At 70.8% G+C, this 25,684-nt stretch carries 23 protein-coding genes; 20 read left to right on the forward strand and 3 right to left on the reverse strand.

Features of this window, described 5'->3' with window-relative positions:
- Window positions 1-156: 156 nt before the first annotated feature.
- A complete protein-coding gene (locus R4I43_RS06270; RefSeq protein WP_324264553.1) occupies window positions 157-1,485 on the reverse strand; it encodes an MFS transporter in 1,329 nt (442 codons plus the stop codon).
- Between the two features lie 201 nt (window positions 1,486-1,686).
- Between R4I43_RS06270 and R4I43_RS06275 the strand changes: the two genes are divergently transcribed.
- Window positions 1,687-3,405 (forward strand): IlvD/Edd family dehydratase, encoded by a 1,719-nt coding sequence (locus R4I43_RS06275; protein ID WP_324264554.1) that lies wholly within the window; start codon window positions 1,687-1,689, stop codon window positions 3,403-3,405.
- A gap of 287 nt (window positions 3,406-3,692) precedes the next feature.
- Here R4I43_RS06275 and R4I43_RS06280 read toward each other — a convergent pair whose 3' ends face one another.
- Window positions 3,693-4,199, reverse strand: a complete 507-nt coding sequence (locus R4I43_RS06280) for a CHAP domain-containing protein (protein ID WP_324264555.1) — start codon at window positions 4,197-4,199, stop codon at window positions 3,693-3,695.
- A gap of 261 nt (window positions 4,200-4,460) precedes the next feature.
- On the opposite strand from R4I43_RS06280, the gene R4I43_RS06285 reads away from it, so the two are divergent.
- The 12 genes from R4I43_RS06285 (at window position 4,461) to R4I43_RS06340 (ending at window position 18,847) form a co-directional block, all read left to right on the forward strand.
- Window positions 4,461-6,107: a UDP-N-acetylmuramoyl-L-alanyl-D-glutamate--2,6-diaminopimelate ligase gene (locus R4I43_RS06285; protein WP_324264650.1), complete on the forward strand. Its 1,647-nt coding sequence runs from the start codon at window positions 4,461-4,463 to the stop codon at window positions 6,105-6,107.
- Between the two features lie 93 nt (window positions 6,108-6,200).
- Window positions 6,201-7,673, forward strand: coding sequence for a UDP-N-acetylmuramoyl-tripeptide--D-alanyl-D-alanine ligase (locus R4I43_RS06290; RefSeq protein WP_324264556.1), 1,473 nt, complete (start codon window positions 6,201-6,203; stop codon window positions 7,671-7,673).
- The gene (gene mraY, locus R4I43_RS06295) at window positions 7,670-8,737 is read left to right on the forward strand and encodes a phospho-N-acetylmuramoyl-pentapeptide-transferase (RefSeq protein WP_324264557.1); all 1,068 of its coding nucleotides are present in this window, start codon (window positions 7,670-7,672) and stop codon (window positions 8,735-8,737) included. The genes R4I43_RS06290 and mraY overlap by 4 nt, the downstream gene beginning before the upstream one ends.
- 150 nt (window positions 8,738-8,887) lie before the next feature.
- Window positions 8,888-10,381, forward strand: coding sequence for a UDP-N-acetylmuramoyl-L-alanine--D-glutamate ligase (gene murD, locus R4I43_RS06300; RefSeq protein WP_324264558.1), 1,494 nt, complete (start codon window positions 8,888-8,890; stop codon window positions 10,379-10,381).
- 61 nt (window positions 10,382-10,442) lie between these two features.
- Window positions 10,443-11,807: a putative lipid II flippase FtsW gene (gene ftsW / locus R4I43_RS06305; protein ID WP_324264651.1), complete on the forward strand. Its 1,365-nt coding sequence runs from the start codon at window positions 10,443-10,445 to the stop codon at window positions 11,805-11,807.
- Window positions 11,808-11,860: 53 nt separating this feature from the next.
- On the forward strand, window positions 11,861-12,952 hold the full coding sequence (gene murG, locus R4I43_RS06310) for an undecaprenyldiphospho-muramoylpentapeptide beta-N-acetylglucosaminyltransferase (RefSeq protein ID WP_324264652.1): 1,092 nt from the start codon (window positions 11,861-11,863) through the stop codon (window positions 12,950-12,952).
- On the forward strand, window positions 12,949-14,406 hold the full coding sequence (gene murC, locus R4I43_RS06315; RefSeq protein WP_324264559.1) for a UDP-N-acetylmuramate--L-alanine ligase: 1,458 nt from the start codon (window positions 12,949-12,951) through the stop codon (window positions 14,404-14,406). The genes murG and murC overlap by 4 nt, the downstream gene beginning before the upstream one ends.
- Entirely contained in the window at window positions 14,403-15,128 is a 726-nt protein-coding gene (locus R4I43_RS06320; protein WP_324264560.1) for a cell division protein FtsQ/DivIB, read from the forward strand. Before murC ends, R4I43_RS06320 begins: the two co-directional genes overlap by 4 nt.
- A gap of 59 nt (window positions 15,129-15,187) precedes the next feature.
- Window positions 15,188-16,426, forward strand: coding sequence for a nitric oxide synthase oxygenase (locus R4I43_RS06325; protein WP_407691205.1), 1,239 nt, complete (start codon window positions 15,188-15,190; stop codon window positions 16,424-16,426).
- Window positions 16,427-16,645: 219 nt separating this feature from the next.
- Window positions 16,646-16,981 (forward strand): RNA-guided endonuclease InsQ/TnpB family protein, encoded by a 336-nt coding sequence (locus R4I43_RS06330; protein ID WP_324264561.1) that lies wholly within the window; start codon window positions 16,646-16,648, stop codon window positions 16,979-16,981.
- Between the two features lie 20 nt (window positions 16,982-17,001).
- On the forward strand, window positions 17,002-17,739 hold the full coding sequence (locus R4I43_RS06335) for a carbohydrate ABC transporter permease (protein ID WP_324264562.1): 738 nt from the start codon (window positions 17,002-17,004) through the stop codon (window positions 17,737-17,739).
- 163 nt (window positions 17,740-17,902) lie between these two features.
- Window positions 17,903-18,847 (forward strand): helix-turn-helix transcriptional regulator, encoded by a 945-nt coding sequence (locus R4I43_RS06340; RefSeq protein ID WP_407691209.1) that lies wholly within the window; start codon window positions 17,903-17,905, stop codon window positions 18,845-18,847.
- On the opposite strand, the gene R4I43_RS06345 is transcribed toward R4I43_RS06340, so the two are convergent.
- On the reverse strand, window positions 18,838-19,755 hold the full coding sequence (locus tag R4I43_RS06345; protein ID WP_324264564.1) for an SDR family oxidoreductase: 918 nt from the start codon (window positions 19,753-19,755) through the stop codon (window positions 18,838-18,840). The genes R4I43_RS06340 and R4I43_RS06345 overlap by 10 nt on opposite strands.
- Before the next feature lie 490 nt (window positions 19,756-20,245).
- Here R4I43_RS06345 and ftsZ point away from each other — a divergent pair, with 490 nt between their 5' ends.
- The 7 genes from ftsZ (at window position 20,246) to R4I43_RS06380 (ending at window position 25,674) form a co-directional block, all read left to right on the forward strand.
- Window positions 20,246-21,715, forward strand: coding sequence for a cell division protein FtsZ (gene ftsZ, locus R4I43_RS06350; RefSeq protein WP_324264565.1), 1,470 nt, complete (start codon window positions 20,246-20,248; stop codon window positions 21,713-21,715).
- Between the two features lie 72 nt (window positions 21,716-21,787).
- Complete coding sequence (gene pgeF, locus R4I43_RS06355) at window positions 21,788-22,498, forward strand: peptidoglycan editing factor PgeF (protein WP_324264566.1); 711 nt, start codon at window positions 21,788-21,790, stop codon at window positions 22,496-22,498.
- Window positions 22,495-23,229: a YggS family pyridoxal phosphate-dependent enzyme gene (locus tag R4I43_RS06360; protein ID WP_324264567.1), complete on the forward strand. Its 735-nt coding sequence runs from the start codon at window positions 22,495-22,497 to the stop codon at window positions 23,227-23,229. Before pgeF ends, R4I43_RS06360 begins: the two co-directional genes overlap by 4 nt.
- A gap of 71 nt (window positions 23,230-23,300) precedes the next feature.
- On the forward strand, window positions 23,301-23,957 hold the full coding sequence (locus R4I43_RS06365) for a cell division protein SepF (protein WP_324264568.1): 657 nt from the start codon (window positions 23,301-23,303) through the stop codon (window positions 23,955-23,957).
- Between the two features lie 19 nt (window positions 23,958-23,976).
- Entirely contained in the window at window positions 23,977-24,264 is a 288-nt protein-coding gene (locus tag R4I43_RS06370; RefSeq protein WP_093413156.1) for a YggT family protein, read from the forward strand.
- 48 nt (window positions 24,265-24,312) lie between these two features.
- Window positions 24,313-25,161 carry a DivIVA-like cell division protein Wag31 gene (gene wag31 / locus R4I43_RS06375; protein WP_324264569.1) on the forward strand — a complete coding sequence of 283 codons (849 nt, stop codon included), beginning with the start codon at window positions 24,313-24,315 and terminating at the stop codon, window positions 25,159-25,161.
- Between the two features lie 90 nt (window positions 25,162-25,251).
- Complete coding sequence (locus R4I43_RS06380) at window positions 25,252-25,674, forward strand: hypothetical protein (RefSeq protein WP_407691206.1); 423 nt, start codon at window positions 25,252-25,254, stop codon at window positions 25,672-25,674.
- Window positions 25,675-25,684: the final 10 nt, after the last annotated feature.

Consider the following 25,684-nt stretch of genomic DNA (forward strand, 5'->3'; position numbering starts at 1 on the left):
CCCCCCCCCCCGGGTTTCCCATGGCGCTGCCCCCCCCCCCCCCCCCCCCCCCCCGGGGGGGGGGGGGGGGGGGGGGGGGGCCCCCCGCGGCCCCCCCCACCCCGCTCTCCTGGTCCCGGATCGGTGGGCGGTTTCCACTGGGCATGGTTCGCCCGGTCAGCTCTCGCTGAAACTGCCCTGCTCCTGGGGTTTCGCGGCCCGGGACGGGTCCGCGGCCTTGGCGAGGGTGAGGAACAGGGCCGCCGCTGCCAGGCCGCAGAGGGCCAGGAGGTAGAGGCCCGCCGTGTCGGAGTTGAGGGTGGATTCGACCCACGTCTTGGCGACCGGGGCGACGAAACCGCCGAGGTTGCCCAGCGAATTGATCAGCCCGATGCCGGCCGCGGCGGCGGTTCCCGTCAGGTACGCGGCGGGGAAGGTCCAGAACACCGGCTGGACGGCGATGTAACCGGCCGCCGCCACCGACAGGCCCGCGATGGCCAGGAACGGGTTGCTGAACGCCGCCGAGGCGGCGATGCCGAGCGAGCCGACGGCCACGCAACCGGCCGCGACGAAGCGCTTCTTCGGCTGGGCCAGCCGGTCGGCCGCGGTGTTGACCACGATGTTGACCACGAGCGCGACCGTCCACGGGATCGCGGTGACCAGGCCGACCAGCAGCCCGACCTCGCTGCCGACCGCCTCCGACACCTGCGTGGGCAGGTAGAAGGTCATGCCGTAGACGCTGCACTGGATCAGGAAGTAGATCAGGCAGAAGTACAGCACCCGCGGGTCCACCAGCGCCGAGAGCAGCCGGTGCGGGCCGTGCTTCGCGTCGTCCTCGGCGTCCAGCGCGGTCCGCAGGGCGGTGCGCTGGTCGTCGGTGAGCCACTTGGCGTCCGCGGGGGAGTCGTCGAGGTAGAAGAAGGCCCACACGCCCACGACGCAGGCGATCAGGCCTTCGACGGCGAACATCCACTGCCAGCCCAGGACACCGGCCACGCCGTCGAGCTCCAGCAGGGCGCCCGACAGCGGCGCGCCCAGCACCGACGCCAGCGGGATGCCGAAGTAGAACAGCGCGTTGCAGCGGGCGCGGAAGGCGTGCGGGACCCAGTAGGTGATGTAGAGGATCACGCCCGGGAAGAACCCGGCTTCGGCGACGCCGAGCAGGAAGCGCATCAGGTAGAACAGGAACTCGTTGTTGACCAGCGACATCGCCGCCGAGATGAGTCCCCAGGTGACCATGATCCGGCACATCCACCAGCGGGCGCCGACCCGGGTCATGATCAGGTTGCTGGGCACCTCGAACAGCGCGTACCCGATGAAGAACAGGCCCGCGCCCAAGGCGTAGGCGGCGTCCGAGATTCCGGCGTGGGCCTGGAACTCCTCCTTGGCGAAGCCGATGTTGACGCGGTCCAGGAACGCGATGACGTACATCAGGAACAGGAACGGGATCAGCCGCACCATGACTCGGCGTACCGCTGCGTGCAGCGCCGGGGCGTCGGGTTGCACCTGGCCTCCTCGGTGAGGTTCGGTATGTCGAACGTTGTTCGTGATTTGGGTCACCGAGACTAGGAGTGCGGATCACCAGCGTCAACGGTGCTGTTCGAAATCGCAACCGTTGTTCGGTATTGCGGATGGACTATTGCGCGCGGACGCCCGAGCTGGTTACGTCGCCCCCATCCGCTGGAAACCACAGCACGGGAGGACGCGATGAGCACGCCGCGGCGCAGCGCCAGCTGGTTCGGGGCCTACGGGCGAGCGGGCATGACCGCCCGGTCCTGGGTGAAGAACCAGGGCTACAGCGACGAGGTGTTCGACGGCCGGCCGGTCATCGGCATCGGCACCACCTGGTCGGAACTGGCGCCGTGCAACGCGCACCAGCAACGCATCGCCGAATCCGTCAAGCGCGGCGTCTGGCAGGCGGGCGGATTCCCGCTGGAGTTCCCCAACATGGCGCTCGGCGAGACCCTGATGCGGCCGACGACCATGCTCTACCGCAACCTGCTGGCGATGCAGGCCGAGGAGACCATCCGCGCCAACCCGCTCGACGGCCTGGTGCTGCTGTCCGGCTGCGACAAGACCACGCCCGGACTGCTCATGGCGGCCTCCAGCGTCGACCTGCCGTCGGTGATGCTCACCGGCGGACCGATGCTCAACGGCAAGTACCGGGGCACCGACATCGGCTCCGGCACCGCCGTGTGGCAGGCCGAGGCGGACCTCGTGGCGGGCCGCATCGACCAGGAGGAGTGCTACTTCATCGAGGGCTGCATGTCCCGCTCCAACGGGCACTGCATGACGATGGGCACCGCCTCGACGATGGCCTGCGTCGTGGAAGCGCTGGGCATGCAGCTGCCCTACGCCGCGTCCTGGCCGGCGGTGGACGCCCGCCGCTACGCCACCGCGCAGCAGACCGGGCAGCGGATCGTGGAGATGGTCTCCGAGGACCTCAAGCCCTCCGACATCCTCACCCGCGAGGCGTTCCGCAACGCCATCCGCGCCAACGCCGCCATCGGCGGGTCCACCAACGCCGTGGTGCACCTGATCGCCATCGCCAAGCGGGTCGGCGTGGAGCTGACCGTCGACGACTTCGACCTCGACACCCGCGAGGTCCCGACGTTGGTGAACCTGCAGCCCAGCGGCAAGTTCCTGATGGAGGACTTCTGCTACGCGGGCGGCCTCCCCGCGGTGCTCAAGGAGCTCGGCGGGCTGGTCGACCGCGAGGCGATCACCGTCAGCGGCAAGACGATGGGCGAGAACATCGCCGACGCCGAGGTGCACAACCGCGAGGTCATCACCTCGTTCGACGAGCCGTTCCAGGCCGTGGGCACCGGCACCGCCGTGCTGCGCGGCTCGCTCGCGCCGGGCGGCGCGGTGATCAAGCAGTCCGCCGCTTCGCCCAGGCTGCTGGTGCACCGGGGCACGGCGATGGTGTTCGAGGACGTCGACGAGTACTACGCGGTCTGCAAGGACGACGACCTCGACGTCGACGAGAACACGGTGCTCGTGGTCCGCAACGCCGGCCCGAAGGGCTACCCGGGCATGCCGGAGGTCGCCAACGTGCCGGTGCCGAAGAAGGTGCAGGACGCCGGGTTCGACGACATCGTCCGCATCTCCGACGGCCGGATGAGCGGCACCGCCTACGGCACGGTCATCCTGCACGTCACGCCCGAGGCCGCCGCGGGCGGGCCGCTGGCGTTCGTCCGCACCGGCGACACCATCAGCATCGACGTGCCCAACCGGACGCTGGACCTGGAGATCCCGGACGAGGAGCTGGAGCGGCGCCGCTCCGAGTGGAAGGACCCGGACAACCCCTACGAGCGGGGCTGGCAGCGCCTCTACTACGACCACGTCCTGCAGGCCTCCGACGGAGCCGACCTCGACTTCCTGGTCGGCAAGTCCGGCAGCTATGTCCCCCGAGACGGCCACTGACGAACGGCCACTGAGGAACGGCGAACCGCGCTGAGCGACCCCTGCCCGGTCGCTCAGCGCGGTCAAGCGTTCCAATTTCGCGCGAAGTTCGAGTCCGAACTTCGGCCCTCGAACTTCGCGCGAAATTCGAGTCCTCAAGTCACCCGGAACTCCGCGCGTCATCCCAACGCGCCTTCGCCTCGGTGGGAAGTGCGTGGTCAGGCGGGGTGCCTTTCGAATTTCGCGCGAAGTTCGAGTCGGGACTGCGGCGCTCGAACTTCGCGCGAAATTCGAAGGGCCTGGTGGGGTCAGCGGCCGGCGGGGACTTGGGGGTCGCTCCAGCCGAGGTAGTTGGCGAAGTAGGAGGTGCTGTCGGCGTGGCCGATGGCGCCGTTGACGCTGCTGCTGTGGAAGCCGCCGTTGCCGTCGGCGATGCCGACGTGGCCGTACTCGCTGATGTTCCAGTAGACGAAGGCGCCGGCCGGGGGAGTGGAGCCGTCGGTGTGGGCCTTGCCCGCGGCGACCGCGCCGTTCCAGTGCTCGATGGCGGAGGGCCAGACGCCGGTGACACCCCAGGCGTTCTCGGCGGCCATCTCGCACATGCCCTCGTAGGAGGTGTCTCCCGCGCGGGCCTCGAACCACTCGACGGCGCCCTGGGCGGTGCCGTCGCCGGGCGCGAGCGGCGCGACGGCGGCTGACTGAACGGCCGGAGCCGCCGGAGCGGCGGCCAGCGCGGGCTGGGCGGCCAGCGGGGCGACGATCAGGGCGGTGGCGAGGGAGGTGGCGGCCAACCGGCCCAGACGATGATTCCTCACGATTTCCTCCGGAGATCGGTGAATCTCTAACGGACCTCCGGAACGTTATAGGTCCGGAATGTCGTGAGCCAGGGGGCCGTCCAGTTCTCGCCACGCCCCCTGCGGGCCGCGAAAACGGACGTCGTCCAGTCCGTTCGTCACGCTTCGGAACGGACGAGCACGGGGCGTCGAAACGGACCGCCCGAACCGGGCGAAGGCCGGCCGATCGCTGCTCGGATCGGCGTAGCGGCCGGGCGGCCGAACGGGTGGGCGACCATGAAGATGCGGCCACCAGTGGTACCGGTAGCCTGTCGCGACGTGCCTTCCGCGGTCGCGACTGCCCCGCCTCGACCCACCCAGGTCGAGCCGGTGGAGATCCAAGAGCTCGCCGATGAGATCGGCGCGCGCGTGGTGCGCGTACCCGGTTGTCCCGCCGCCGACGCGGCGGTCACCGGTGCCACACTCCGCGCCCAACACGTCCGTCCCGGCGACGTCTTCGCCGCCCTCCCCGGTGTCCGCGTGCACGGCGCGGACTTCGCCGAGCAGGCGCTGGCCGAGGGCGCGCACGCGGTGCTCACCGACGCCGAGGGCATCCTCCGCGCGGGCCTGACCGAGCACCCCGCGGTGCGCGCGGGCAAGGTCGCGCTGCTGGAGCACGACGACCCGCGCGGCGTCCTCGGCAGGGCCTCCGCGCTGATCTACGGCGACCCGTCCAGCAAGCTCAAGATCCTCGGCGTCACCGGCACGTCCGGCAAGACGACCACCAGCTACCTGCTGGAGTCCGCGCTCAACGCCGCGGGGCTGACCACCGGCCAGATCGGCACCGTGGAGACCCGGATCGCCGGTGAGCGCCTGGACAGCGCCTTCACCACCCCCGAGGCCCCCGACCTGCAGGCGCTGCTGGCGGTGATGGTCGAGCACGGCGTCAGCACGGTGGCGATGGAGGTCTCCAGCCACGCGCTGGCGATGGGCCGCGTGTCGGGCACCCGCTTCGCCGTGGGCGCCTTCAGCAACCTCTCCCAGGACCACCTGGACTTCCACCGCGACCTGGAGGACTACTTCCAGGCCAAGGCGCTGCTGTTCGACGGCCGCGCCGAGCGCGAGGTGGTCTGCGTGGACGGCGAGTGGGGGCGCAGGCTGGTCAAGTCCGGCACCGTCACCGTCTCCACCGAGTCGACCGGCGCCGACTGGACCGCCACCGACGTCACCGCCTACCCGACCGGCGAGCAGACCTTCACCGCGCACGGCCCCGACGGCGTCGAGATGCCGATCCGGCTGCGCCTGCCCGGCCCGTTCAACGTCGCGAACGCGCTGCTGGCGATCGGCGTGCTGCACGCGGCCGGGGTGCCGCTGGCCGCGATCGAGCAGGGGCTGGCCGAGGTCGACGTGCCCGGCCGCATGGAGCGTGTCGCGCTCGGGCAGGACTTCACCGCTGTGGTGGACTACTCGCACAAACCCGGTGCGGTTTCGGCCGTGCTGGACGCCGCGCGAGCGCAGGTCGACGGTGACGTCATCGTCGTGCTCGGCTGCGGAGGCGACCGGGACACCGCCAAGCGCCCGCTGATGGGCGAGGCCGCCGCGCGGCGGTCCGAGCTGCTGATCGTCACCGACGACAACCCGCGGAGCGAGGACCCGGCCGACATCCGGGCCGCGATGCTGGCGGGGGCCCAGGAGGTGCCCACCGGCGAGCGTGGTGAGGTGATCGAGATCGGCGACCGCCGGGCGGCCATCGTCGCCGCGGTCGAACGCGCCAAGCCCGGCGACATCGTCGTCGTCGCGGGCAAGGGCCACGAGACAGGACAGGAGGTGGCGGGCGTGGTGCACCCCTTCTCGGACCGGGAGGAGTTGGCCGCCGCGCTGCGCCATAGGCTTGGCCGCAACGAAGAAACCCAAGATCGTCGGGGGCGGGACGCGACAGCGGGCGCGTGAGCGCCGAAACGCTCATCCGCAGCAGACCAGGAGGCCGGGTGCGAACCCAGCCTGCCGGGCGCGGGTGTCCCGCAAGAACACCGAGGAGGCAGGTTGATCCGGCTCAGCCTCGCTGACATCGCTTCGGCGGTGGACGGCAGGCTTCACCGTGCGGAAGGTTCGGAGGTCGTCAGCGCCGGGGTCGAGTTCGACTCGCGCAAGATCGCCGAGGGCGGGCTGTTCGTGGCCGTGCCGGGAGAGCGCGTCGACGGGCACGACTTCGCCGCGCAGGCGATCGCCGACGGCGCGACCGGCGTGCTGGCCGCGCGCGAGGTGGACGCCCCCGCAGTGCTGGTGCCGACGGTGCCGGTCGAGGAGCGCTCCAGCGCGATGGCGCTGGCAGGCGACGCCGACGGCACCGGCGCGGCCGTGTTGGCCGGGCTGGCGAAGCTGGCCCGGCACGTCGTGGATCGGCTGCCGCAGCTGGCCGTCGTGGGCGTGACCGGCTCGTCCGGCAAGACGTCCACCAAGGACCTGATCGCGCAGCTGCTGACCCCGATGGGGCCGACCGTGGCGCCGCCCGGCTCGTTCAACAACGAGCTCGGCCACCCGTGGACCGTGCTGCGCGCCGACGAGCAGACCCGGCACCTGGTGCTGGAGCTGTCGGCTCGCGGCGTCGGGCACATAGCCGCCCTCTGCGAGGTCGCGCCGCCGCGCGTCGGCGTGGTGCTCAACGTCGGCCACGCGCACCTCGGCGAGTTCGGCTCGCAGGAGGCGGTCGCGCAGGCCAAGGGCGAGCTCGTCGAGTCGCTGCCCGCCGACGGAGTCGCGGTGCTCAACGCCGACGACCCGCTGGTCGCGGCGATGGCCGAGCGCACCCGGGCGCGCGTAGTGTTCGTCGGCGAGTCCCCGAACGCGCACGTGCGCGCCGCGGACATCGAGGTCGACGAGCTCGCGCGGCCGACCTTCACGCTGGTCACCGAGGCCGGCGAGCAGCGCGTGACGCTGCCGCTGTTCGGCGAGCACCACGTCGGCAACGCGCTGTCGGCCGCCGCCGTGGCGCTGGAGCTGGGCGCGACGCTGCCGCAGGTCGTCGAGCGGCTGGGCTCGATCCAGCGGGTCTCCGCGCGACGCATGGAGGTCGCCGAGACCCCGAACGGCGTCACCGTCGTCAACGACGCCTACAACGCCAACCCCGAGTCGGTGCGCGCCGCGCTGAAGACGCTGGCCGCGATGACCAGGGGCCGCCCCGCGCGGGCGTGGGCCGTGCTCGGGCCGATGGCCGAGCTCGGCGACGCCGACGTGGAAGCGCACGACGAGATCGGGCGGCTGGCCGTCCGGCTGAACATCGACCGGCTCGTGGTGGTCGGCGAACAGGCCCAGGCGATGCACCAGGCCGCGTCGCTGGAGGGGTCGTGGGGAGAGGAATCGGTGCTGGTTCCGGACATCGACGCCGCCGTCGCGCTGCTGCGCGCCGAGCTGCGTCCCGGTGATGTGGTCTTGACCAAGGCGTCCAACTCCGCCGGGCTGTGGCGGGTCGCGGAAGCCTTGTTCGCCGATGGCGGTAATGGGGAGCAGCAGCAGTGAAGCCGATTCTGATTTCCGCCGCGGTGGCGCTCGTCGTCTCGATCCTGTTCACGCCTTACCTGATCCGGGTGTTCTCCCGGCAGGGCTTCGGGCAGGAGATCCGCGAAGAGGTGCAGGGCACGCACGCCGCCAAGCGCGGCACGCCGACGATGGGCGGCATGGCCATCCTGGTCGCGATGTGGTGCGGCTACCTGGTCACCCACCTGATGCTGGGCGACCAGCCCACCGCCACAGGACTGCTGGTGCTGGGGCTGACCACGGCGCTGGGCATCGTCGGGTTCCTCGACGACTTCATCAAGATCCGCAAGCAGCGCAACCTCGGTCTGAACAAGACCGCGAAGCTGGTCGGCCAGCTGGTCGCCTCGGTGCTGTTCGCGATCCTGGCGATCCAGTTCCCGAACCGCAACGGCGTCACGCCGGCGTCGGTGGACCTGTCGTTCCTGCGGGACATCACGGTGATCTCGTTCGGCGCCGTCGGGTTCGTGATCTTCGCCTACATCGCGATCAGCGGCTGGTCCAACGCCGTGAACTTCACCGACGGCATGGACGGGCTGGCCGGTGGTACCGCGGCGATGGTGCTGGCGACCTACGTGCTGATCTCGTTCTGGCAGCTGCGCAACGACTGCTTCGGCGCCGGTCCGGCCCCGGGCTGCTACACGGTCCGCGATCCGCTGGACATCGCTGTGGTCGCCGCCGCGGGGATGGCCGCCTGCGTCGGGTTCCTGTGGTGGAACGCCGCGCCCGCGAAGATCTTCATGGGTGACACCGGCTCGCTGGCGCTGGGTGGTCTGCTGGCCGGTCTGTCGATGGCGACCCGCACCGAACTGCTGATGATCATCATCGGTGGCGTGTTCGTCGTCGAGGCGCTGTCGGTGGTGCTGCAGATCGTGGTGTTCCGGACGACCCGGCGACGGCTGTTCCGGATGGCCCCGTTCCACCACCACTTCGAGCTGGCGGGCTGGGCCGAGACCACGGTCATCATCCGGTTCTGGGTGCTGGCGGGCATCAGCTGCATGTTCGGCGTCGGCCTCTTCTACGCCGACTGGCTAGCCCTGGCTAGGTAGGGATGCCCATCTGTGGTCAACCTGCTTTGCGGTGCGGGTAGCGGAACCTGAGCGGCTCCGTGGACTGCGGGTGCCACTCCTGATGTATGTCCAATGCACGGCGGAGTGGCCGTCCTCGCCACGAAGCCGCTCAGAAATCCCCCGAAGGGGATGGCTCCGCGGTGCAAGTGCCTAGGGTGGGCTAAGCGGCTCCGCCGCTTGAGGACGTTGGTTCGGACGAAGACGAAGCAGGGAGGCGCAGTGGCTGCGAGCCGGTACCGAGGGTTGCGGGTGCTGGTCGCCGGTGCCGGGGTGTCCGGGCGGTCGGCGGCGGAGGCGCTGCTGGCGGCGGGCGCGGAGGTGACGGTGACCGACGGCTCCGCCGACCGGCTGGCCGCGCTCGCCTCGCTGGAAGCCCAGGGCGCGCAACTGGTCACCGGGCTCGACGTCCCGTCGGAGGGCACCGACCTGGTCGTCACCAGCCCCGGCTGGCGTCCCGACGCGCCGCTGCCCGCGGCCGCAGCGGCGGCCGGCGTCGAGGTGATCGGCGAGGTCGAGCTCGCCTGGTGGCTCGACCAGGAGAAGCCCGAAGGTCCTGCGACCTGGCTCGCGGTGACCGGCACCAACGGCAAGACGACCACCGTGAGCATGCTGGAGTCGATCCTGCGCGCCCACGGCGACGACGTCGTGGCCTGCGGGAACGTGGGCCTGCCGGTGGTGGACGCGGTCCGCGCCGGGCACCGGGTGCTGGCGGTGGAGCTGTCCAGCTTCCAGCTGCACTGGCAGTCCGCGCTGCGCCCGAAGGCCGCCGCGGTGCTCAACCTCGCCGACGACCACCTCGACTGGCACGGCTCGCTGGAGTCCTACGGCGAGGCCAAGGCGAAGGTGTTCGCGGGCAACGAGGTCGCGGTGTTCAACGCCGACGACGAGTGGTCCGCCCGGCTCGTCGAGCCCGCCGGTGGGCGGCACGTGTCGTTCACCCTCGCCGCCCCTGCGGAGGGCCAGCTCGGGGTCGCCGAAGAACAGCTGGTGGACCGCGCTTTCGGCGAGGACGTGGTGCTCGCCGAGCTGTCCGAGGTGCGCCCGGCGGGCCCGCACAACGTCGCGAACGCGCTGGCGGCGGCCGCGCTGGCCCGCGCCCACGGCGTCGCGCCGGAGGCCGTGGCCGAGGGGCTGCGCACCTTCGAACCCGGCGCGCACCGCTCGGTGCTCGTCACCGAAGCCGCCGGGGTGTCCTATGTGGACGACTCGAAGGCGACCAACCCGCACGCCGCCGACGCCGCGCTGCGCGCCCACGACTCCGTCGTCTGGATCGCGGGCGGCCTGCTCAAGGGCGCCGACGTCGACGACCTCGTCCGCGCCAACACCGGGCGGCTCGCCGCGGTGGTGCTGATCGGCCGCGACCGCGCCGAGTTCTCCGCCGCTCTCGGCCGACACGCCCCGGATGTGCCCGTGCACGAGGTCGCAGCGGGGGACGATGCGGGCATGCTTGAAGCGGTTCGCCTGGCTCATGACTGCGCGCGGCCCGGCTCGGTGGTGCTGCTCGCCCCGGCCGCCGCGTCGATGGACATGTTCACCGACTACGCCCACCGCGGCCGGGCCTTCGCCGACGCCGTGCGCGCAGTGCTGTCCGAAACCCCGGCGGCGACGACCCGCGGCGGGTGATCCGGTGGCCACCGCTGCGACGAAGACCGCTGCCGCGCGAGAACCCCGCAAGCGCGCCGGGATGACCGTGCTGTCCACGCTGACGGCCTGGCTGACCCGCCCGCTGGCCTCGTTCCACCTGCTGCTGGCCGTGTTCGGCCTGCTCACGGTGTTCGGCCTGGTGATGGTGCTCTCGGCGTCCAGCGTCGACTCGTTCAACAAGGACGGCTCGTCCTACAGCGTGTTCGTCAAGCAGGTCATGTACTGCGGCGCCGGGCTCGTGCTGTTCTACGTCGCGCTGCGCGCCCCGGTGCGCCTGCTGCGCCGCTACAGCCTCGGCATCCTGGCCGTCTGCCTCGCGCTGCTGGTGCTCGTGCTGATCCCCGGCGTGGGCACCGAGCTCAACGGCGCGCGCAGCTGGTTCGTCGTCGCGGGCGTGTCCTTCCAGCCGGTGGAGTTCGCCAAGGTCGCCTTCGCGCTGTGGGGCGCGCACGTGCTGGTCACCAAGCGCGGCCTGATGACCCAGTACCGCCACCTGCTGGTGCCCGTGGTGCCCGCCGCGCTGCTGATGTTCACGCTCGTGATGCTGCAGCCCGACCTCGGCTCGACGATCACGCTGTTCGTGGTGCTGCTGGCGCTGCTGTGGTTCGCCGGAGCGCCGCTGCGGCTGTTCCTGATGATGGCGCTCGGCGCGATCACCGGCGGCATCGTGCTGGCGATGATCGCCGAGTACCGGATGGCGCGGCTGACGTCGTTCCTCGACCCGGCCTCGGACCCGTCCGGCAACGGCTACCAGGCCATGCAGGCGCTGTTCGCGCTCGCCGACGGCGGGCTGATGGGCCGCGGCCTCGGCCAGGGCTGGTCGAAGTGGCAGTACCTGCCCAACGTGCACAACGACTACATCTTCGCGGTCATCGGCGAGGAGCTCGGGTTCATCGGCTGCGCCGTGGTGCTGATGCTCTACGCCACCACCGCCTACGTGGGCATGCGCATCGCCTTCCGCAACACCGACCCGTTCATCCGGCTGGTCGCGGCGACCCTGACCACCTGGCTGGTCGGCCAGGCGGTGATCAACATCGGCTACGTGGTCGGCCTGCTGCCCACCACCGGCCTGCCGCTGCCGCTGATCTCCTCCGGCGGATCCTCCGTGGTGACCAGCATGCTGGTGTTCGGGCTGCTCGCGAACTTCGCCCGGCACGAACCCGAAGCCATCGCCGCGCTACGGTCTCTGGGACCGGGGCGGGTCGGTAGGCTGCTGCGACTGCCCACCCCGGCGCCGTACCGTCCGCCGGCCAGGCGGAAGACTTCCCGGCCCGTCCCCCGGACCCGGCCCGGCGCCAAGAGCGCGGGCGCGTCCGGAACGCGCCGGAGCGGAGCAGAACCCCGCGCACGAGGTGCGCGCAGCGGGCCCGGCTCCCGGGCTCAGACACGAGGAGGACACCGTTGAGCGGGGACCAGACGGTTCGCATCCAGCAACTGGGCGGACCGCAGGGCGCTGCGATGGGCATGCGCCGGCTGTCGGTGGTGGTCGCCGGAGGCGGCACCGCGGGGCACATCGAACCGGCCCTGGCGCTGGCCGACGCGGTACGACGCGTCCGTCCCGACGCCCAGATCACCGCCCTGGGCACCGAACGAGGACTGGAGAACCGGCTGGTCCCGGCTCGCGGGTACCCGCTCGAGCTGATCCCGCCGGTGCCGATGCCCCGCAAGCCCAACGCCGACCTGCTCAAGCTGCCGCTGAAGGTGCGCGAGTCGGTCCACCAGACCCGCGACGTGCTCGACAAGGTCGGCGCGCACGTGGTCGTCGGTTTCGGCGGCTACGTCTCGCTGCCGGCCTACCTCGCCGCCCGCGGCCGGGTGCCGATCGTGGTGCACGAGGCCAACGCCCGCGCCGGACTCGCCAACAAGGTCGGCGCCAAGCTCGCCACCCGCGTCCTGTCGGCCACCCCCGACAGCGGGCTGCCCGGCGCGCAGACCATCGGCATCCCGCTGCGCGAGTCGATCACCCGGCTGGACCGCTGGAAGCTGCGCATGCAGGCCCGCCAGCACTTCGGGCTGCACCCGCACGCCCCGACCGTCCTGGTCTTCGGCGGTTCGCAGGGCGCGCAGACGCTCAACACCGCCTTCTCCGGCGCCGCGCAGGCCCTCGGCCGGGCGGGCATCGGCGTGCTGCACGCCCACGGGCCCAAGAACAGCGTCGCCATCCAGCAGGTCATGGGCGCGCCGATCTACCGGACCGTGCCGTACTTGGAGCAGATGGACCTCGCCTACGCCGCCGCCGACCTGGTGGTGTGCCGCTCTGGCGCGATGACCGTCGCCGAAGTCTCCGCCGTCGGCCTGCCCGCGGTGTTCGTGCCGCTGCCGCACGGCAACGGCGAGCAGGCGCTCAACGCCCAGCCCGTGGTCAGCGTCGGAGGCGCCCGGCTGGTCGCCGACGCCGAGCTGACGCCGCAGCGGGTCATCGACGAGATCATCCCGATGGCGCTGGACGCGCAGCGGTTGCAGATGATGAGCCAGGCGGCGATGAGCAGCGGCCACCGCGAGGCCGACCAGGTGCTCGCCCGCATCGTGATGGAGGTGGCGGGTCAATGACCGCCGACATGGACCGACTGCTCGAGCGGGTCCACCTCGTGGGCATCGGCGGGGCCGGGATGAGCGGCATCGCCCGCATCCTGCTCGCCCGCGGCCGCCAGGTCTCCGGCTCCGACGCGCGCGACTCGCGCACCGTCCTGGCGCTGCGCGCCCAGGGCGCCAGCATCGGGATCGGGCACCACGCCGAGAACCTCGACCTGCTCGACCAGGAACCGACGGCCGTGGTGGTCTCCACCGCGATCCGCCCGGACAACCCCGAGCTCGTCGCCGCCCAGGAACGCGGCATCACGGTGCTGCGCCGGGCCGAAGCGCTGGCCGGGCTGATGTCCGACCACCGCGTCGCCTGCGTCGCGGGCACCCACGGCAAGACCTCGACCACCTCGATGCTCACCGTCGCGCTGCAGCACTGCCGCGTCGACCCGTCGTTCGCCATCGGCGGCGACCTCAACGAGTCCGGCGCCAACGCCCACCACGGCGACGGCGGCGTCTTCGTCGCCGAAGCCGACGAGAGCGACGGCTCGTTCCTGGTGTTCTCGCCGTCGGTGGCGGTGGTGACCAACGTCGAACCCGACCACCTCGACCACCACGGCACCGCCGAGGCCTACACCAAGGTCTTCGAGGACTTCATCGCCCGCATCGAACCGGGCGGCGTGCTCATCGTCTGCTCCGACGACCCGGGCGCGGAAACCCTCGCCGCGCAAGCGGAATCGGCCGGTGTGCGGGTCCGCCGCTACGGCGCCTCGGCGACCGCCGACGGCGATGCCCGGCTGGCCGGGTACCGCGCCGACCACGGCGTCGGCGTGGTGTCGGTGGAGCTCGTCGGCGTGGCGCCCGAGTTGATCGACGTGCAGGTCGCCGTCCCCGGCGAGCACATGGCGGGCAACGCCGTCGCCGCGCTGCTGGCCGGCCTGGAGCTCGGCGCCCCGCTGGAGGGGATGCTGGAGGGCCTGGCCGCGTTCGGAGGCGTGCGCCGCCGCTTCGAGTTCAAGGGCCGGGTCGACGGGATCCGCGTCTACGACGACTACGCCCACCACCCGACCGAGGTCGCCGCGCAGCTGCGCGCGGCCCGCCCGGTCGCCGGTTCCGGCCGGCTCGTCGTGGTGTTCCAGCCGCACCTGTTCTCCCGGACCGCCACCTTCGCCGCCGAGTTCGCCGAGGCCCTCGGCCTGGCCGACGAGGTCGTCGTGCTCGACGTCTACGGCGCGCGGGAGGACCCGCAGCCCGGCGTGACCGGCAAGCTGATCTCCGACGCGATCCCGCTGCCCGCCGAGCACGTGCACTTCGAGCCGTCGTTCACCGACGCAGGTCCCCGCGTCGCGGGCCTGGTGCGGCCCGGCGACCTGGTGCTGACGATGGGCGCCGGTGACGTGACCATGCTCGGCCCGGAGATCCTCGCTGAGCTCGACCGGGCCGCCGGTTCCGGCGGCAACGGCAACGGGGAGGAGCAGGGGTGACCGATCGGGGCGCGGCGGAGCGAGCGCGGCGCCGTCCGGTGCGCCGGGACGCGCCGCCCGCTCCTGCCTGGCGGCGCTTCCTGCTGCCGGGCCTGCTGGCGGTGGCGACCATCGGCTTTCTGGTCGTGTACTTCTCGCCGCTGCTGGGCGTGCGGGCGGTGCAGGTGGAGGGCAACCGGAGCCTGGACTCCGACGCGGTGGTGAAGGCCGCCGAGGTCGCCGAGGGCACGCCGATGCTGCGTGTCGATCCCGAGCAGATCCGGGAGCACCTGCACGCGCTGCCCAAGGTCGCTGACGCCCAGGCGGTGCTGGACTGGCCGTCCACGGTGCGCATCCAGGTCACCGAACGCGCCCCGGCCGCCTACTTCCGCGCCACCGACGGCGTCCGGCTGCTCGACGTGGCCGGAGTCCCGTTCGAGACGGTCGCCGACCCGCCCACCGGGGTGCCGGAGCTGCGGGCTCCCAAGGCCTCCGCCGACGACCCCGCCACCCGCGCCGCGCTGTCGGTGCTGGTCGCGCTGCCGGTTCCGGTCCGCGCGGAGGTGACCGCGGTGCACGCGCAGAGTCAGAACGACATCCGGCTGGAGCTCAACGGCGGTCGCAGCGTCGACTGGGGATCGGTGAAGGACACCGAGCGCAAGGCGCTGATCCTGCCGCCGCTGCTGACCCGCCCGGGCAAGGTCTACGACGTTACGACACCCGCGCTGCCCACCGTCGCCTGAACGGCCGTCACCGACCGGTACCGGATCAAGATCGTTCCGCTCGCGCTACCGTGTGCAGCGTGTTCAGGGTGAGTGGTGAAGCGCCGGAGGCGGTCTTCTCCGGAGGGTCCGGTGCGGCGGAGCGGACCCGCCGCTTGCGACCCGTCCCCCCACCGGCGCCGCCGGTTCCCCGGGCACCGGCCGTGGACCTCGCCGAAGCCGAGGAGTTCCTGCGGCTGTTCCACGCCGAGAACCGCGTCGAAGGCCCGATCCAGCAGCGGCTGGCGCGGATGCGCTACGAGGTCGAGACGACCGGCACCTACCGGCACACCCCCGACGAGCTCGCCTACGGCGCGAAGGTCGCCTGGCGCAACAGCGCCCGCTGCATCGGCCGGCTCTACTGGCGCAGCCTGAAGGTCCGCGACCTGCGCGACGTGCACACCGTCTCCGGAGTCGCCGCGCACTGCGTCGAGCACCTGCGGATGGCCACCAACGGCGGCAAGATCCGGCCGGTGATCAGCATCTTCCCGCCGGAGACCCCGCAGCGCCCGGCGCCGCGGATCTGGAACGAGCAGCTGATCCGCTACGCCGGCTACCGCAACCCGGACGGCTCCGTGCTCGGCGACCCGCGCTACACCCGCTTCACCGAGGCCGTCACCGGTTTCGGCTGGCGAGCTCCCGCCCGGCGCAGCGGTTTCGACCCGCTGCCGCTGGTGGTGGAGACCCGCGAGGAGGGCGCGCACATGTTCGCGCTGCCCCCGGACGCGGTCCACGAGGTGCCGATGACCCACCCGGACCTGCCGTGGTTCGCCGAGCTCGGCCTGCGCTGGCACGCGGTTCCGGTCATCAGCAACATGCGGCTGAGCATCGGCGGCGTCTCGTACCCGGCCGCGCCGTTCAACGGCTGGTACATGGGGACCGAGATCGGCGCCCGCAACTTCGGCGACACCGACCGCTACGACCTCGTCCCGGTCGTGGCCCAGCGGCTGGGCCTGGACACCTCCCGCGAGAACACTCTCTGGCGGGACCGCGCGATGGTGGAGCTCAACCGCGCCGTCCTGCACTCCTACCAGCAGGCCGGGGTGACGATCACCGATCACCACACCGAATCCCACCGCTTCCTCACCCACCTCGCGAAGGAGGAGTCGGCGGGCCGCAAGTGCCCGGTCGACTGGTCCTGGATCGTCCCGCCGATGTCGGGCTCGCAAACCCCGGTCTTCCACCGCTACTACGACGAGGAAGCCCCCGGCCCCAACTACTTCGGGGACGAAGAAGCCACCCGGAGGGCCCTCTCCGGAGGCCCACCCCACTTCACCTGAGCCCCAGGGCTTCAGCGTAGGCATGGGGGTCTGTTGCTCGTCATTGGTCTGCGCAGTTGTAGCCCGGAGCGGTGAGGCAGAACGGTGATCGCAGGGGACTTTGGTTCGTCCTGCTGACTGAGCGTTGTGGATATCCCAATTTCGCTGCAGTGGCAGACCGTTTGTGCGGTGTGAAGCGAAAGTGGTTTCCCTGCAACGAAACATCGATAAGATAAACGTGTGAATCTCCGGTACAAGTTCCGCTTGTACCCGACGCCTGGTCAGCAGGCGGCGCTGGCTCGGGCGTTCGGGTGCGCTCGAGTGGTCTTCAACGACGCCATCGCCGCCCGGCAGGATGCTTACGAAGCCGGGGAGAAGTTCCCTTCCGCAGCGGAGTTGTCCGAGAGACTGATCACCGATGCGAAGAGAGCCTGCGAACGGTCGTGGCTGGGTGACGTGTCGTCCGTGGTGCTGCAACAGGCACTGCGTGACGTGGATCGGGCGTACAGCAACTTCTTCGACTCGATCAGCCGAGGCGATCTGGCGAGGCGAAGCCCTTGTATCCAGGCGCGGTAGGAAGCACGGTTTACCAAACCGTGTGGAAGTCAATACGCTTATCAGTAGGCCCGGAGTCCGAGCTCTACGGCCTCGGCTGGCCGAACGAGCTCACGCTGGCCAACGTGGTCCACGTGCTCACCGAGGTGCCGTTCCTGCGCTACCTGGCCAACAGCGCGTTCGTCGCGGTCACGGTCACCGTCATCGCCCTGCTCCTGCACTTGATGGCCGCCTACGCGCTGGCCCGGTTGTCGTTCCGGGGGCGCGGTTTCGCGTTCGCCTCGGTGGTGGCGACGCTGCTGATCTCGCTGCCGGTGATCCTGGTGCCGCTGTTCATGGTGGTCCGCGCCTTGGGACTGGTGGACACCTACGCGGGCCTGATCGTGCCGGGCCTGTTCAACGCCTTCGGCGTGTTCCTGCTGCGCCAGTTCTACCTCGGCGTTCCCCGCGAGCTGGAGGACGCCGCCCAGCTGGACGGGTGCGGCCACTGGCGCATCTACTGGCACGTGGTGCTACCGCTGAGCCGCCCGATGCTGGCCGCGCTGGCGGTGCTGTTCTTCCTGGCCAACTGGAACTCGTTCCTGTGGCCGCTGGCGGTGGCCCAGGACGAGTCGCTGCGGGTGGTCCAGGTCGGCATCGCCTCGCTTCAGGGCCAGTACGCCTCGAAGATGCACTACGTCATCGCCGCCGGGGCGCTCGCCGCCCTGCCCACGGTCCTGGTCTTCCTGTTCGGCCAGCGCTGGCTGGTCCAATCCCTCAAGACCACCGGCCTCCGCTGACCAGCAACGCAGTCCCGGCAACACGGATTACCGCCGTATTCAGGGACCTGATTACGCCGGTAATCGGGGACCTGATTACCGGCGTAATCGGGGTTCGAGAGGTGAGTGGGCACCCTCTGTCGGGGGTGGGTCGTAGCGTTGGGGTGTGCGGGCGGCTCGGTTGGTGTCGTTGTTGTGCTTGTTGCAGGTCCGGGGGTCGATGACCGGGCCTGAGCTGGCGCGCGAGCTGGAGGTCTCGGAGCGGACCGTGGCGCGGGACGTGCTCGCGCTGGCCGAGGCCGGGGTGCCGGTGTACGCCGAGCGCGGGCGCGGCGGCGGGTACCGGCTGCTCGGCGGGTACCGGTCCAAGCTCAACGGGTTGCACCGGCAGGAGGCCGAGGCGCTGTTCCTGTCCGGGGTGCCGGGGGCCGCGATCGACATGGGCTTGGGCGAGGCGGTCGAGACCGCGCGGCGCAAGACCGCTGCCGCGCTGGCGCCGCCGTTCCAGGACGCGCCGCAGCGGGTGGGGCAGCGGTTCCACCTCGACGCGCCCCGCTGGTTCCGCGAAGCCGAAACTCCCTCAGCGCTGCCGGAGATCGGCCGGGCGGTGTGGCGCGACCTGCGCATCACCGCCGACTACCAGCGCGGCGAGCGGCTGGTCCGCCGCGAGCTCGAACCGCACGGTCTCGTGCTCAAGGCTGGGGTCTGGTACCTGGCCGCGCGCTGCGACGGACGGTTCCGGACCTACCGGGTCGACCGGTTCCGCGAGGTCAGCGCGGGGGAGGGGTTCGACCGCGACGAGTCCTTCGACCTCGCCGAGTTCTGGGAGCGCACCGCCGAGGAGTTCGCGCGCTCGCTGCTCACCCTCGACGTCGAGATCCGCCTCAGCCCCACCGGACTCCGCCGGCTGCACGCCACCGTCGACGGTCCCGCCGCGGCCGAAGCCGAGGCAGCCGCCGGTGAACCCGACGAGCACGGCTGGGTCCGCACCGCGTTCCGGGCCGAATCGTTGCAGGTCGCGTTCTCCCAGATCCTCGCGCTCGGCCCGGAAGCCGAGGTCCTGGCACCGGAACCGCTGCGCCAGGACCTGGCTCGAGCCGCCGAGCGCTTCGCCGCGCTCTACCGGTAGTCGGCGACGTCGCCCTGCCCGTCGACCCACTCGACCTCCAGCGCGAACCGCCAGCAGTCCGGCTGCGAGCCGTCGGTGTCGGTGAAGCCGTACTCCTTGGCCAGGAATCCGCTGGACAGCGACTGGGTGTTCCAGCGCGCCACGTCCGGATCGCAGGCCAGCGCCACGACCGCGCGGCCCACGTAGGCGGGGGACTCGGCGATGGCGAAACCCGGTGGGGCGATCGTGGACTCGCGCCAGTTCTCCTCGGTCACGCCGTAGTGCTCCAGCATCATCTCCGAGCGCAACCACCCCGGGGTCAGCGAGACGGCGGTGCCGCCCAGCTTTGCCAATTCCTCGCCCTCGGCGCGCGCCAGCCGGTGCATCGCGGTCTTGGCGACGTCGAAGAAGGCACCGCACCAGTTGCGGTAGAACTTCTCGTGCACCTCGGCGGTGCCGTCGGTGAGCTCGACGACCAGCCCGCCCGGACGCTTGCTCAGCAGCGCCAGCGCGAAGTGGGCGGTGATCATGTGGGCCTCGATGCCGGTGCGCAGCCGCTGCAGGCCCTTGGTCAGGTCCTGCTCCCAGATCGGCCTGTCCCAGTCCATCAGGTGCTCGCCGCCCAGGTCGTTGACCAGCACGTCCAGCTGCCCCTGCTCGGATTCGACGCGGCGCAGGAGCTCTCGCACCTCCTCCGGGACCGTGTGGTCGACGCGGACGGCGATGCCCTCACCGCCGGCGCGGGTGACCATCTCGGCGGTGTCCTCAATGGTCTCCGGGCGGTCGTAGTCCGAGCGCTGGGCGCGCGTCGTGCGGCCGGTGCAGTACACCGTCGCGCCGGCTTCGCCGAGCTGCACCGCGATCCCGCGTCCGGCGCCGCGCGTCGCGCCCGCCACCAACGCGACCTTGCCTCGCAAATCCCCTGCCATGTCCACCGTTCCTCCGGTCGTCCTCGGTTCGGGAGCAGACGTTGGCAGCTGAACCAGACACCTGCAGTCCGGATTTCCCGGCGCTGTCCGCTGCGAAGAAGCCGTTGTGGAATCGCTACTGCCTCAACCGGGTGAGCGGGTGGCCAGGTACGGTGTTCGTTGTGGTGATCACGTTCGCGACGGGGTCATCGCAAGGGGAGGAACGAGAAACTGGGCTCGCTGCGGCAACGGGCGGACCCGCTGAGCGACACGGACGACGTCGGGGCGGAAACGACGAGGTGCACAGCACAAAACTGCTGCTACCGAAACCGGCGTGGCTGCTGGACGCAGGGGCGCGATCGCGCCTACGGTCCGGACCGGGCACGGGGTCGGGTGTACTGCCAATCCCGCGCCGGCGACCAGGGGGAGCCGCATCGGCGGCACCGGCTCAGCGGCCGTCCCGGCGGTCGATGCAGAGAGCACACCAGCCACGATCAGGAAGGCGGATCCGATGACGCCCCCGCACAACTATCTCGCGGTGATCAAAGTCGTCGGCATCGGTGGCGGCGGCGTCAACGCCGTGAACCGCATGATCGAGGTCGGGCTCAAAGGTGTCGAGTTCATCGCGGTGAACACCGACGCGCAGGCCCTGCTGATGTCCGATGCCGACGTCAAGCTCGACATCGGGCGTGAGCTCACCCGCGGTCTCGGCGCCGGTGCCGCACCGGAGGTCGGCCACAAGGCCGCCGAGGACCACGCGGAGGAGATCGAAGAGGTCCTCAAGGGCGCCGACATGGTCTTCGTGACCGCCGGTGAGGGTGGCGGCACCGGAACCGGTGGCGCCCCGGTGGTCGCCAACATCGCGCGCAAGCTCGGTGCGCTGACCATCGGCGTGGTGACCCGGCCGTTCTCCTTCGAGGGCAAGCGCCGCGCGTCCCAGGCCGAGCAGGGCATCAAGGAGCTGCGCGACTGCTGCGACACCCTGATCGTCATCCCGAACGACCGGCTGCTGCAGCTCGGCGACATCGGCGTGAGCCTGATGGACGCGTTCCGCTCGGCCGACGAGGTGCTGCTGTCCGGTGTCCAGGGCATCACCGACCTGATCACCACGCCGGGTCTGATCAACCTCGACTTCGCCGACGTCAAGAGCGTCATGTCCGGCGCGGGCAGCGCGCTGATGGGCATCGGTTCGGCGAGGGGTGATGGCAGAGCGGTCGAAGCCGCGCAGAAGGCGATCAACTCGCCGCTGCTGGAGGCCTCGATGGAGGGCGCCCACGGCGTTCTGCTGGCCATAGCGGGCGGTTCGGATCTCGGCCTGTTCGAGATCAACGAGTCGGCGTCGCTGGTCCAGGAGTCCGCGCACCCCGAGGCCAACATCATCTTCGGTACGGTCATCGACGACTCGCTCGGCGACGAGGTCCGGGTCACGGTGATCGCGGCCGGGTTCGACTCCGGCACGCCGACGCACAAGAAGCTGGAGCCGACCCGGGTCGGCGGTCGCAGCGAGGAGGGCGAGGCGCCCGCGCCGAAGGCCGACAAGCCCGCGGCCACGACCGGCACCGAGACGCAGCAGCAGGCCCCGGCCGCGCCGAGCACCCCCGCTCCGGCGCAGCCCGCGCCGGCTCCGGCTCAGCCGGTCCAGCACTCGGAGCCCGCACCCGCGCAGCCTTCGACCCCGCCGCAGGTCGAGCAGCAGCCGGCGGCCCCGCAGCAGCAGGCCCCGGCGCCGCAGCAGACCGGCTACCAGCAGTCCAGCCAGCCGCAGAGCTCGCAGCCGAGCCAGCCGCAGCAGCGGTCCTACGGCAGCGACGGCTCGTCGACCGGTCAGCCGGGCGTGTCGGTTCCGGGCCGCACCAGCGGTTACCCGACGCACTCCAGCGGAACCGGTGCGGCCCGTCCGGGCGGGCTGCCGAACCGGGCCGTCCCGGTGGGCGACGACACCGACGACGACGTCGACATTCCGCCGTTCATGCGGCGCTGACGCGTAGGCGAGAATCGACACCGGAGACCGCGGGTTTCCGGTGTCGATTTTTCTTTTCGGGAGGCTGGGCAAGTGCGGATTCGGCGCGTGACGACCACGCGGGAGGGCGGCAGCTCCAAGGCGCCGTTCGACTCCTTCAACCTCGGCGGCAAGGTCGGTGATGCGCCGGAGGCGCTCGCGGCCAACACCCGCAAGCTGGCCGAGGGCATCGGCCTGCCCGAGGACCACCTGGTGTGGATGGAGCAGATCCACGGCCGCACCGCGACCGTCGTGGACGGCCCGCAACCCGCGGCGGTGGAGGCCTCCGATGCGCTGGTGACGGCTCAGCCGGGGCTCGCGCTGATCGCGCTGACCGCCGACTGCGTCCCGGTACTGCTGGGCGACCCCGAGGCCGGGGTGATCTCCGCGGTGCACGCCGGGCGCGTGGGCGCGCGGATCGGGGTGCTGGTGGAGGCCCTGAAGGCGATGCGCGAGGCCGGGGCCCGGCTGGACCGGGTGGAGGCGTTGATCGGGCCCGCCGCCTGCGGTGCGTGCTACGAGGTGCCGCCGGAGATGCAGGCCGATGTCGAGAAGCACCTGCCGGGCAGCGCCTGCAAGACCCGCAAGGGCACCACCGGCCTCGACCTGCGCGCCGGGCTGTACGAGCAGCTGGCGCAGGTTGGCATCGCCAAGGTCGGCGTCGACCCGCGCTGCACGATGGAGACCCCGGAGCTGTTCAGCCACCGCCGCGACAACGGCAAGACGGGCCGCTTCGCGTCGGTGATCTGGATGGAGGACGAGTGACGCCCGAGCAACGTCGTGCGGAGCTGGCCGAGTCGCTGGCGGAGGTGCGGGAGCGGTTGGCCGAGGCGTGCCGCGCCGCCGGTCGATCTCCGGAGGAGGTCGAGCTGCTGGCTGTGACCAAGACCTTCCCCGCATCCGATGTGGCACTTCTCTCCGATCTCGGGTTGTCCGCGTTCGCCGAGAACCGGGAGCAGGAGGCGCGCGGCAAGGTCGCGGAGTTCGCCGAGCTGCGCCCGCAGGCCTCGCCGCGCTGGCACATGGTCGGCCAGTTGCAGCGGAACAAGGCGCGAGCGGTGGCCCGCTGGGCCGACGTGGTCGAGTCGGTCGACAGCGAACGGCTCGCCGAGGCGCTTGCCCGCGCAACCGCCAACGCCCTCGAATCGGGCGACCGGGAGCGCCCGCTGGACGTGTTGGTGCAGGTCAGCCTGGACGGCAGCACCGGTAGGGGTGGCTGTAGACCGGAGGACGTTCCCCGGCTCGCCGAAATGATCGCCGGAACGAGCGAACTTCGGTTGCGGGGAGTGATGGCTGTCGCTCCACTGGGTGGCGATGCTGCTGTGGCTTTCAACACACTTTCGTTGATCTCCGAGCGCTTGCGAGTCGATCACCCCGAAGCTGTTGATGTGTCAGCGGGGATGTCCGGCGACCTGGAGAGTGCTGTTGCCCACGGCTCGACCAGGGTGCGTGTCGGAACCGCGCTGCTCGGTGGGCGGCGGTTAACCTCGCCGTAGCCGTCAAAAGGGGGTCGAAGGCCGGCCGCCTCGTGCTCGGTGTCAGGGAGCCGCAGAGGAAGGGCATGCCGATGAGCGCTCTGCACAAGTTGAAGGCCTACTTCGGCATGGTCCCGGCCGACGAGGTGGACGAGTACGAGGACGAGATCGCCTACCACGACCGGTACGACGATGATCGTCCTGCGTACGACTCCCGTCCGACCTACGGGGACCGGGCCGCTTACGACGACGACCGGGGTGCGCCCCGGCGCAGGTCCTCGGGCACCCGCGGCGGCTTCCAGGCCGACGCGGAGACCGAGTCCTACGCCGAGGAGTTCCGGGAGCCGCCGCGACCCCGGCGGCAGTGGGCGTCGGAAACGGCGTCACGCAGCACTCTGCCCAACGATCAGCCGCGAAGTGACGGCGTTTCGCGTCTGCGGGCGGTGACCGACACCGGTACTCAGTTCAACTTGAGCAAGATCACAACTCTGCATCCGCGCAGCTACAGCGAGGCGCGGACCATCGGCGAGCAGTACCGGGACGGCACGCCGGTGATCATGAACCTGACCGAGATGGAGGAGGCCGACGCCAAGCGCCTGGTCGACTTCGCCGCAGGTCTGGCGTTCGCGATGCGGGGTTCGATCGAGAAGGTCACCAACCGCGTGTTCTTGCTCTCACCGCCCAACGTGGACGTGGCGGCCGAGGACAAGAGGCGGCTAGCAGAGGGGGCCTTTTTCAACTACGGGTGAGTGGTGGCACAGTTGAGGCGTGAACCCGGTGCAGATCGTCCTGTTCTACGTTCTGTTCTTCTTCTGGCTCCTGCTCACGGCGCGTATCGTGGTGGAACTCGTTAGAGTGTTCGCCCGCGATTGGCGGCCCGTTGGGGGGGTTGCAATCGCGTTGGAGAGCATCTACACAGTGACCGACCCACCCGTAAAGTTGGTGCGTCGGGTGATTCCGACGGTCCGGATCGGCGGCGTCGGACTGGACCTATCGATTATGGTGCTGCTGCTGGTCGTGTTCATACTGATGCGACTGGTGCAACCGGCCGGGTGACGGGGAACCCGACCGACCCGCAGCCGAAGGAGTGCGTGAGGTGATCTTGTGGGCCTGACCCCCGCCGACGTGCATAACGTCGCGTTCAGCAAACCTCCGATCGGCAAGCGGGGCTACAACGAGGACGAGGTGGATGCATTCCTCGACCTGGTTGAAGCCGAGCTTGCCCGGCTGGTTGAGGAGAACAACGACCTGCGTGGCCAGGTGGAGCAGCTGGAAACCCAGCTGCAGTCCGCTCAGGTCGACTTGGACGACGCCCGTAGCCAGGCTGCGTCCGCTGCTGCCTCGACCCAGGCCGCCCCAGCGGAGGAACCGCGCCGGCTCACCCCGGTCCCGGCGCCGACCGCTGCCGAGCAGACGTCCCCGGGCGGTGATCACCACGTGCAGGCCGCCAAGGTGCTGGGTCTGGCGCAGGAGATGGCCGACCGCCTGACCGGCGAGGCCAAGGCAGAGGCCGACGGCATGTTGTCGGAGGCCCGGACGAAGTCCGAGCAGCTGCTGTCGGAGGCTCGTTCGAAGTCCGACAGCATGGTCAACGAATCTCGGACCCGTGCCGAGACGATGCTCAACGACGCCCGCACCCGGGCGGAAACGCTTGAGCGGCAGGCGCGCGACAAGGCCGCCAGCCTGGAGCGCGACGCGCAGCGCAAGCACGCCGAGGTGATGGGCAACATCACCAACGAGAAGAACGCCCTCGAGAAGAAGATCGAGACTCTCCGCACGTTCGAGCGCGAGTACCGCACTCGACTGCAGACGTACCTGGAGTCTCAGCTGCGAGAACTGCAGGACCGGGGCTCTGCCGCGCCAGCGGAGAGCAGCAGCAGCGGTGGAAGCCGTTCCTCGGGTCAGCAGGCCACCAGCTACAGCTTCGGGGCCAGGGCGGCCGAAGCGGGCTGATTCCCCGTTCAAGACTTGGCATACCGGCGGTGATGGGTCATGGCCCGTCACCGCCGGTATCTGCCGAGAGGGGATCGGCGAGAGAACGGAATGCGAGTGCTGCTGGTCGTACTGCTGCTGGTCCTGGTGGCCGCCGCGACATTGGTGGCATCCGTCCTCGGCGGAGGTTCCGGCTTCGCGTGGATCTCGGTCCTGGCGAGCGTCCTCGGGGCCGCGCTGCTGGTCTTCGACCGGATCAGGGCCCGTCGCAGCAAGAACAAGACCACCCCGGCCCGGCCGCAGGGCGCGGAGCCGGGTGAGGAGCGCAGCAACGCGGCCGAGGCGGCCGACCAGGGCGCCGAGGTCGTGGTGATCGACGAACGTCCGCGCTACCACGTGCGGACCTGCGATTGGCTCGGCGACGCGGAGACGCTGCCGCTGACGCTCGGCGAGGCGCGGGAGCTCGGCTTCACGCCGTGCGCCCGGTGCGCGCCCAACGCGACGATCGCGGCCGAGTCGCGCCGGAGCCGGTGAAAACCACTGG

Source organism: Saccharopolyspora mangrovi (genome assembly GCF_035320975.1).
Lineage (GTDB): Bacteria > Actinomycetota > Actinomycetes > Mycobacteriales > Pseudonocardiaceae > Saccharopolyspora > Saccharopolyspora mangrovi.

Excerpts from the sequence above, each read along its gene's own strand:
- ftsZ (WP_324264565.1), top strand. The coding sequence starts at position 20,246 with ATGACGCCCCCGCACAACTATCTCGCGGTGATCAAAGTCGTCGGCATC.
- R4I43_RS06275 (WP_324264554.1), top strand. The coding sequence starts at position 1,687 with ATGAGCACGCCGCGGCGCAGCGCCAGCTGGTTCGGGGCCTACGGGCGA.
- murD (WP_324264558.1), top strand. The coding sequence starts at position 8,888 with ATGGCTCCGCGGTGCAAGTGCCTAGGGTGGGCTAAGCGGCTCCGCCGC.
- ftsW (WP_324264651.1), top strand. The coding sequence starts at position 10,443 with ATGACCGTGCTGTCCACGCTGACGGCCTGGCTGACCCGCCCGCTGGCC.
- R4I43_RS06365 (WP_324264568.1), top strand. The coding sequence starts at position 23,301 with ATGAGCGCTCTGCACAAGTTGAAGGCCTACTTCGGCATGGTCCCGGCC.
- R4I43_RS06380 (WP_407691206.1), top strand. The coding sequence starts at position 25,252 with ATGCGAGTGCTGCTGGTCGTACTGCTGCTGGTCCTGGTGGCCGCCGCG.
- murG (WP_324264652.1), top strand. The coding sequence starts at position 11,861 with ATGGGCATGCGCCGGCTGTCGGTGGTGGTCGCCGGAGGCGGCACCGCG.
- murC (WP_324264559.1), top strand. The coding sequence starts at position 12,949 with ATGACCGCCGACATGGACCGACTGCTCGAGCGGGTCCACCTCGTGGGC.
- R4I43_RS06345 (WP_324264564.1), bottom strand. The coding sequence starts at position 19,755 with ATGGCAGGGGATTTGCGAGGCAAGGTCGCGTTGGTGGCGGGCGCGACG.
- R4I43_RS06285 (WP_324264650.1), top strand. The coding sequence starts at position 4,461 with ATGCGGCCACCAGTGGTACCGGTAGCCTGTCGCGACGTGCCTTCCGCG.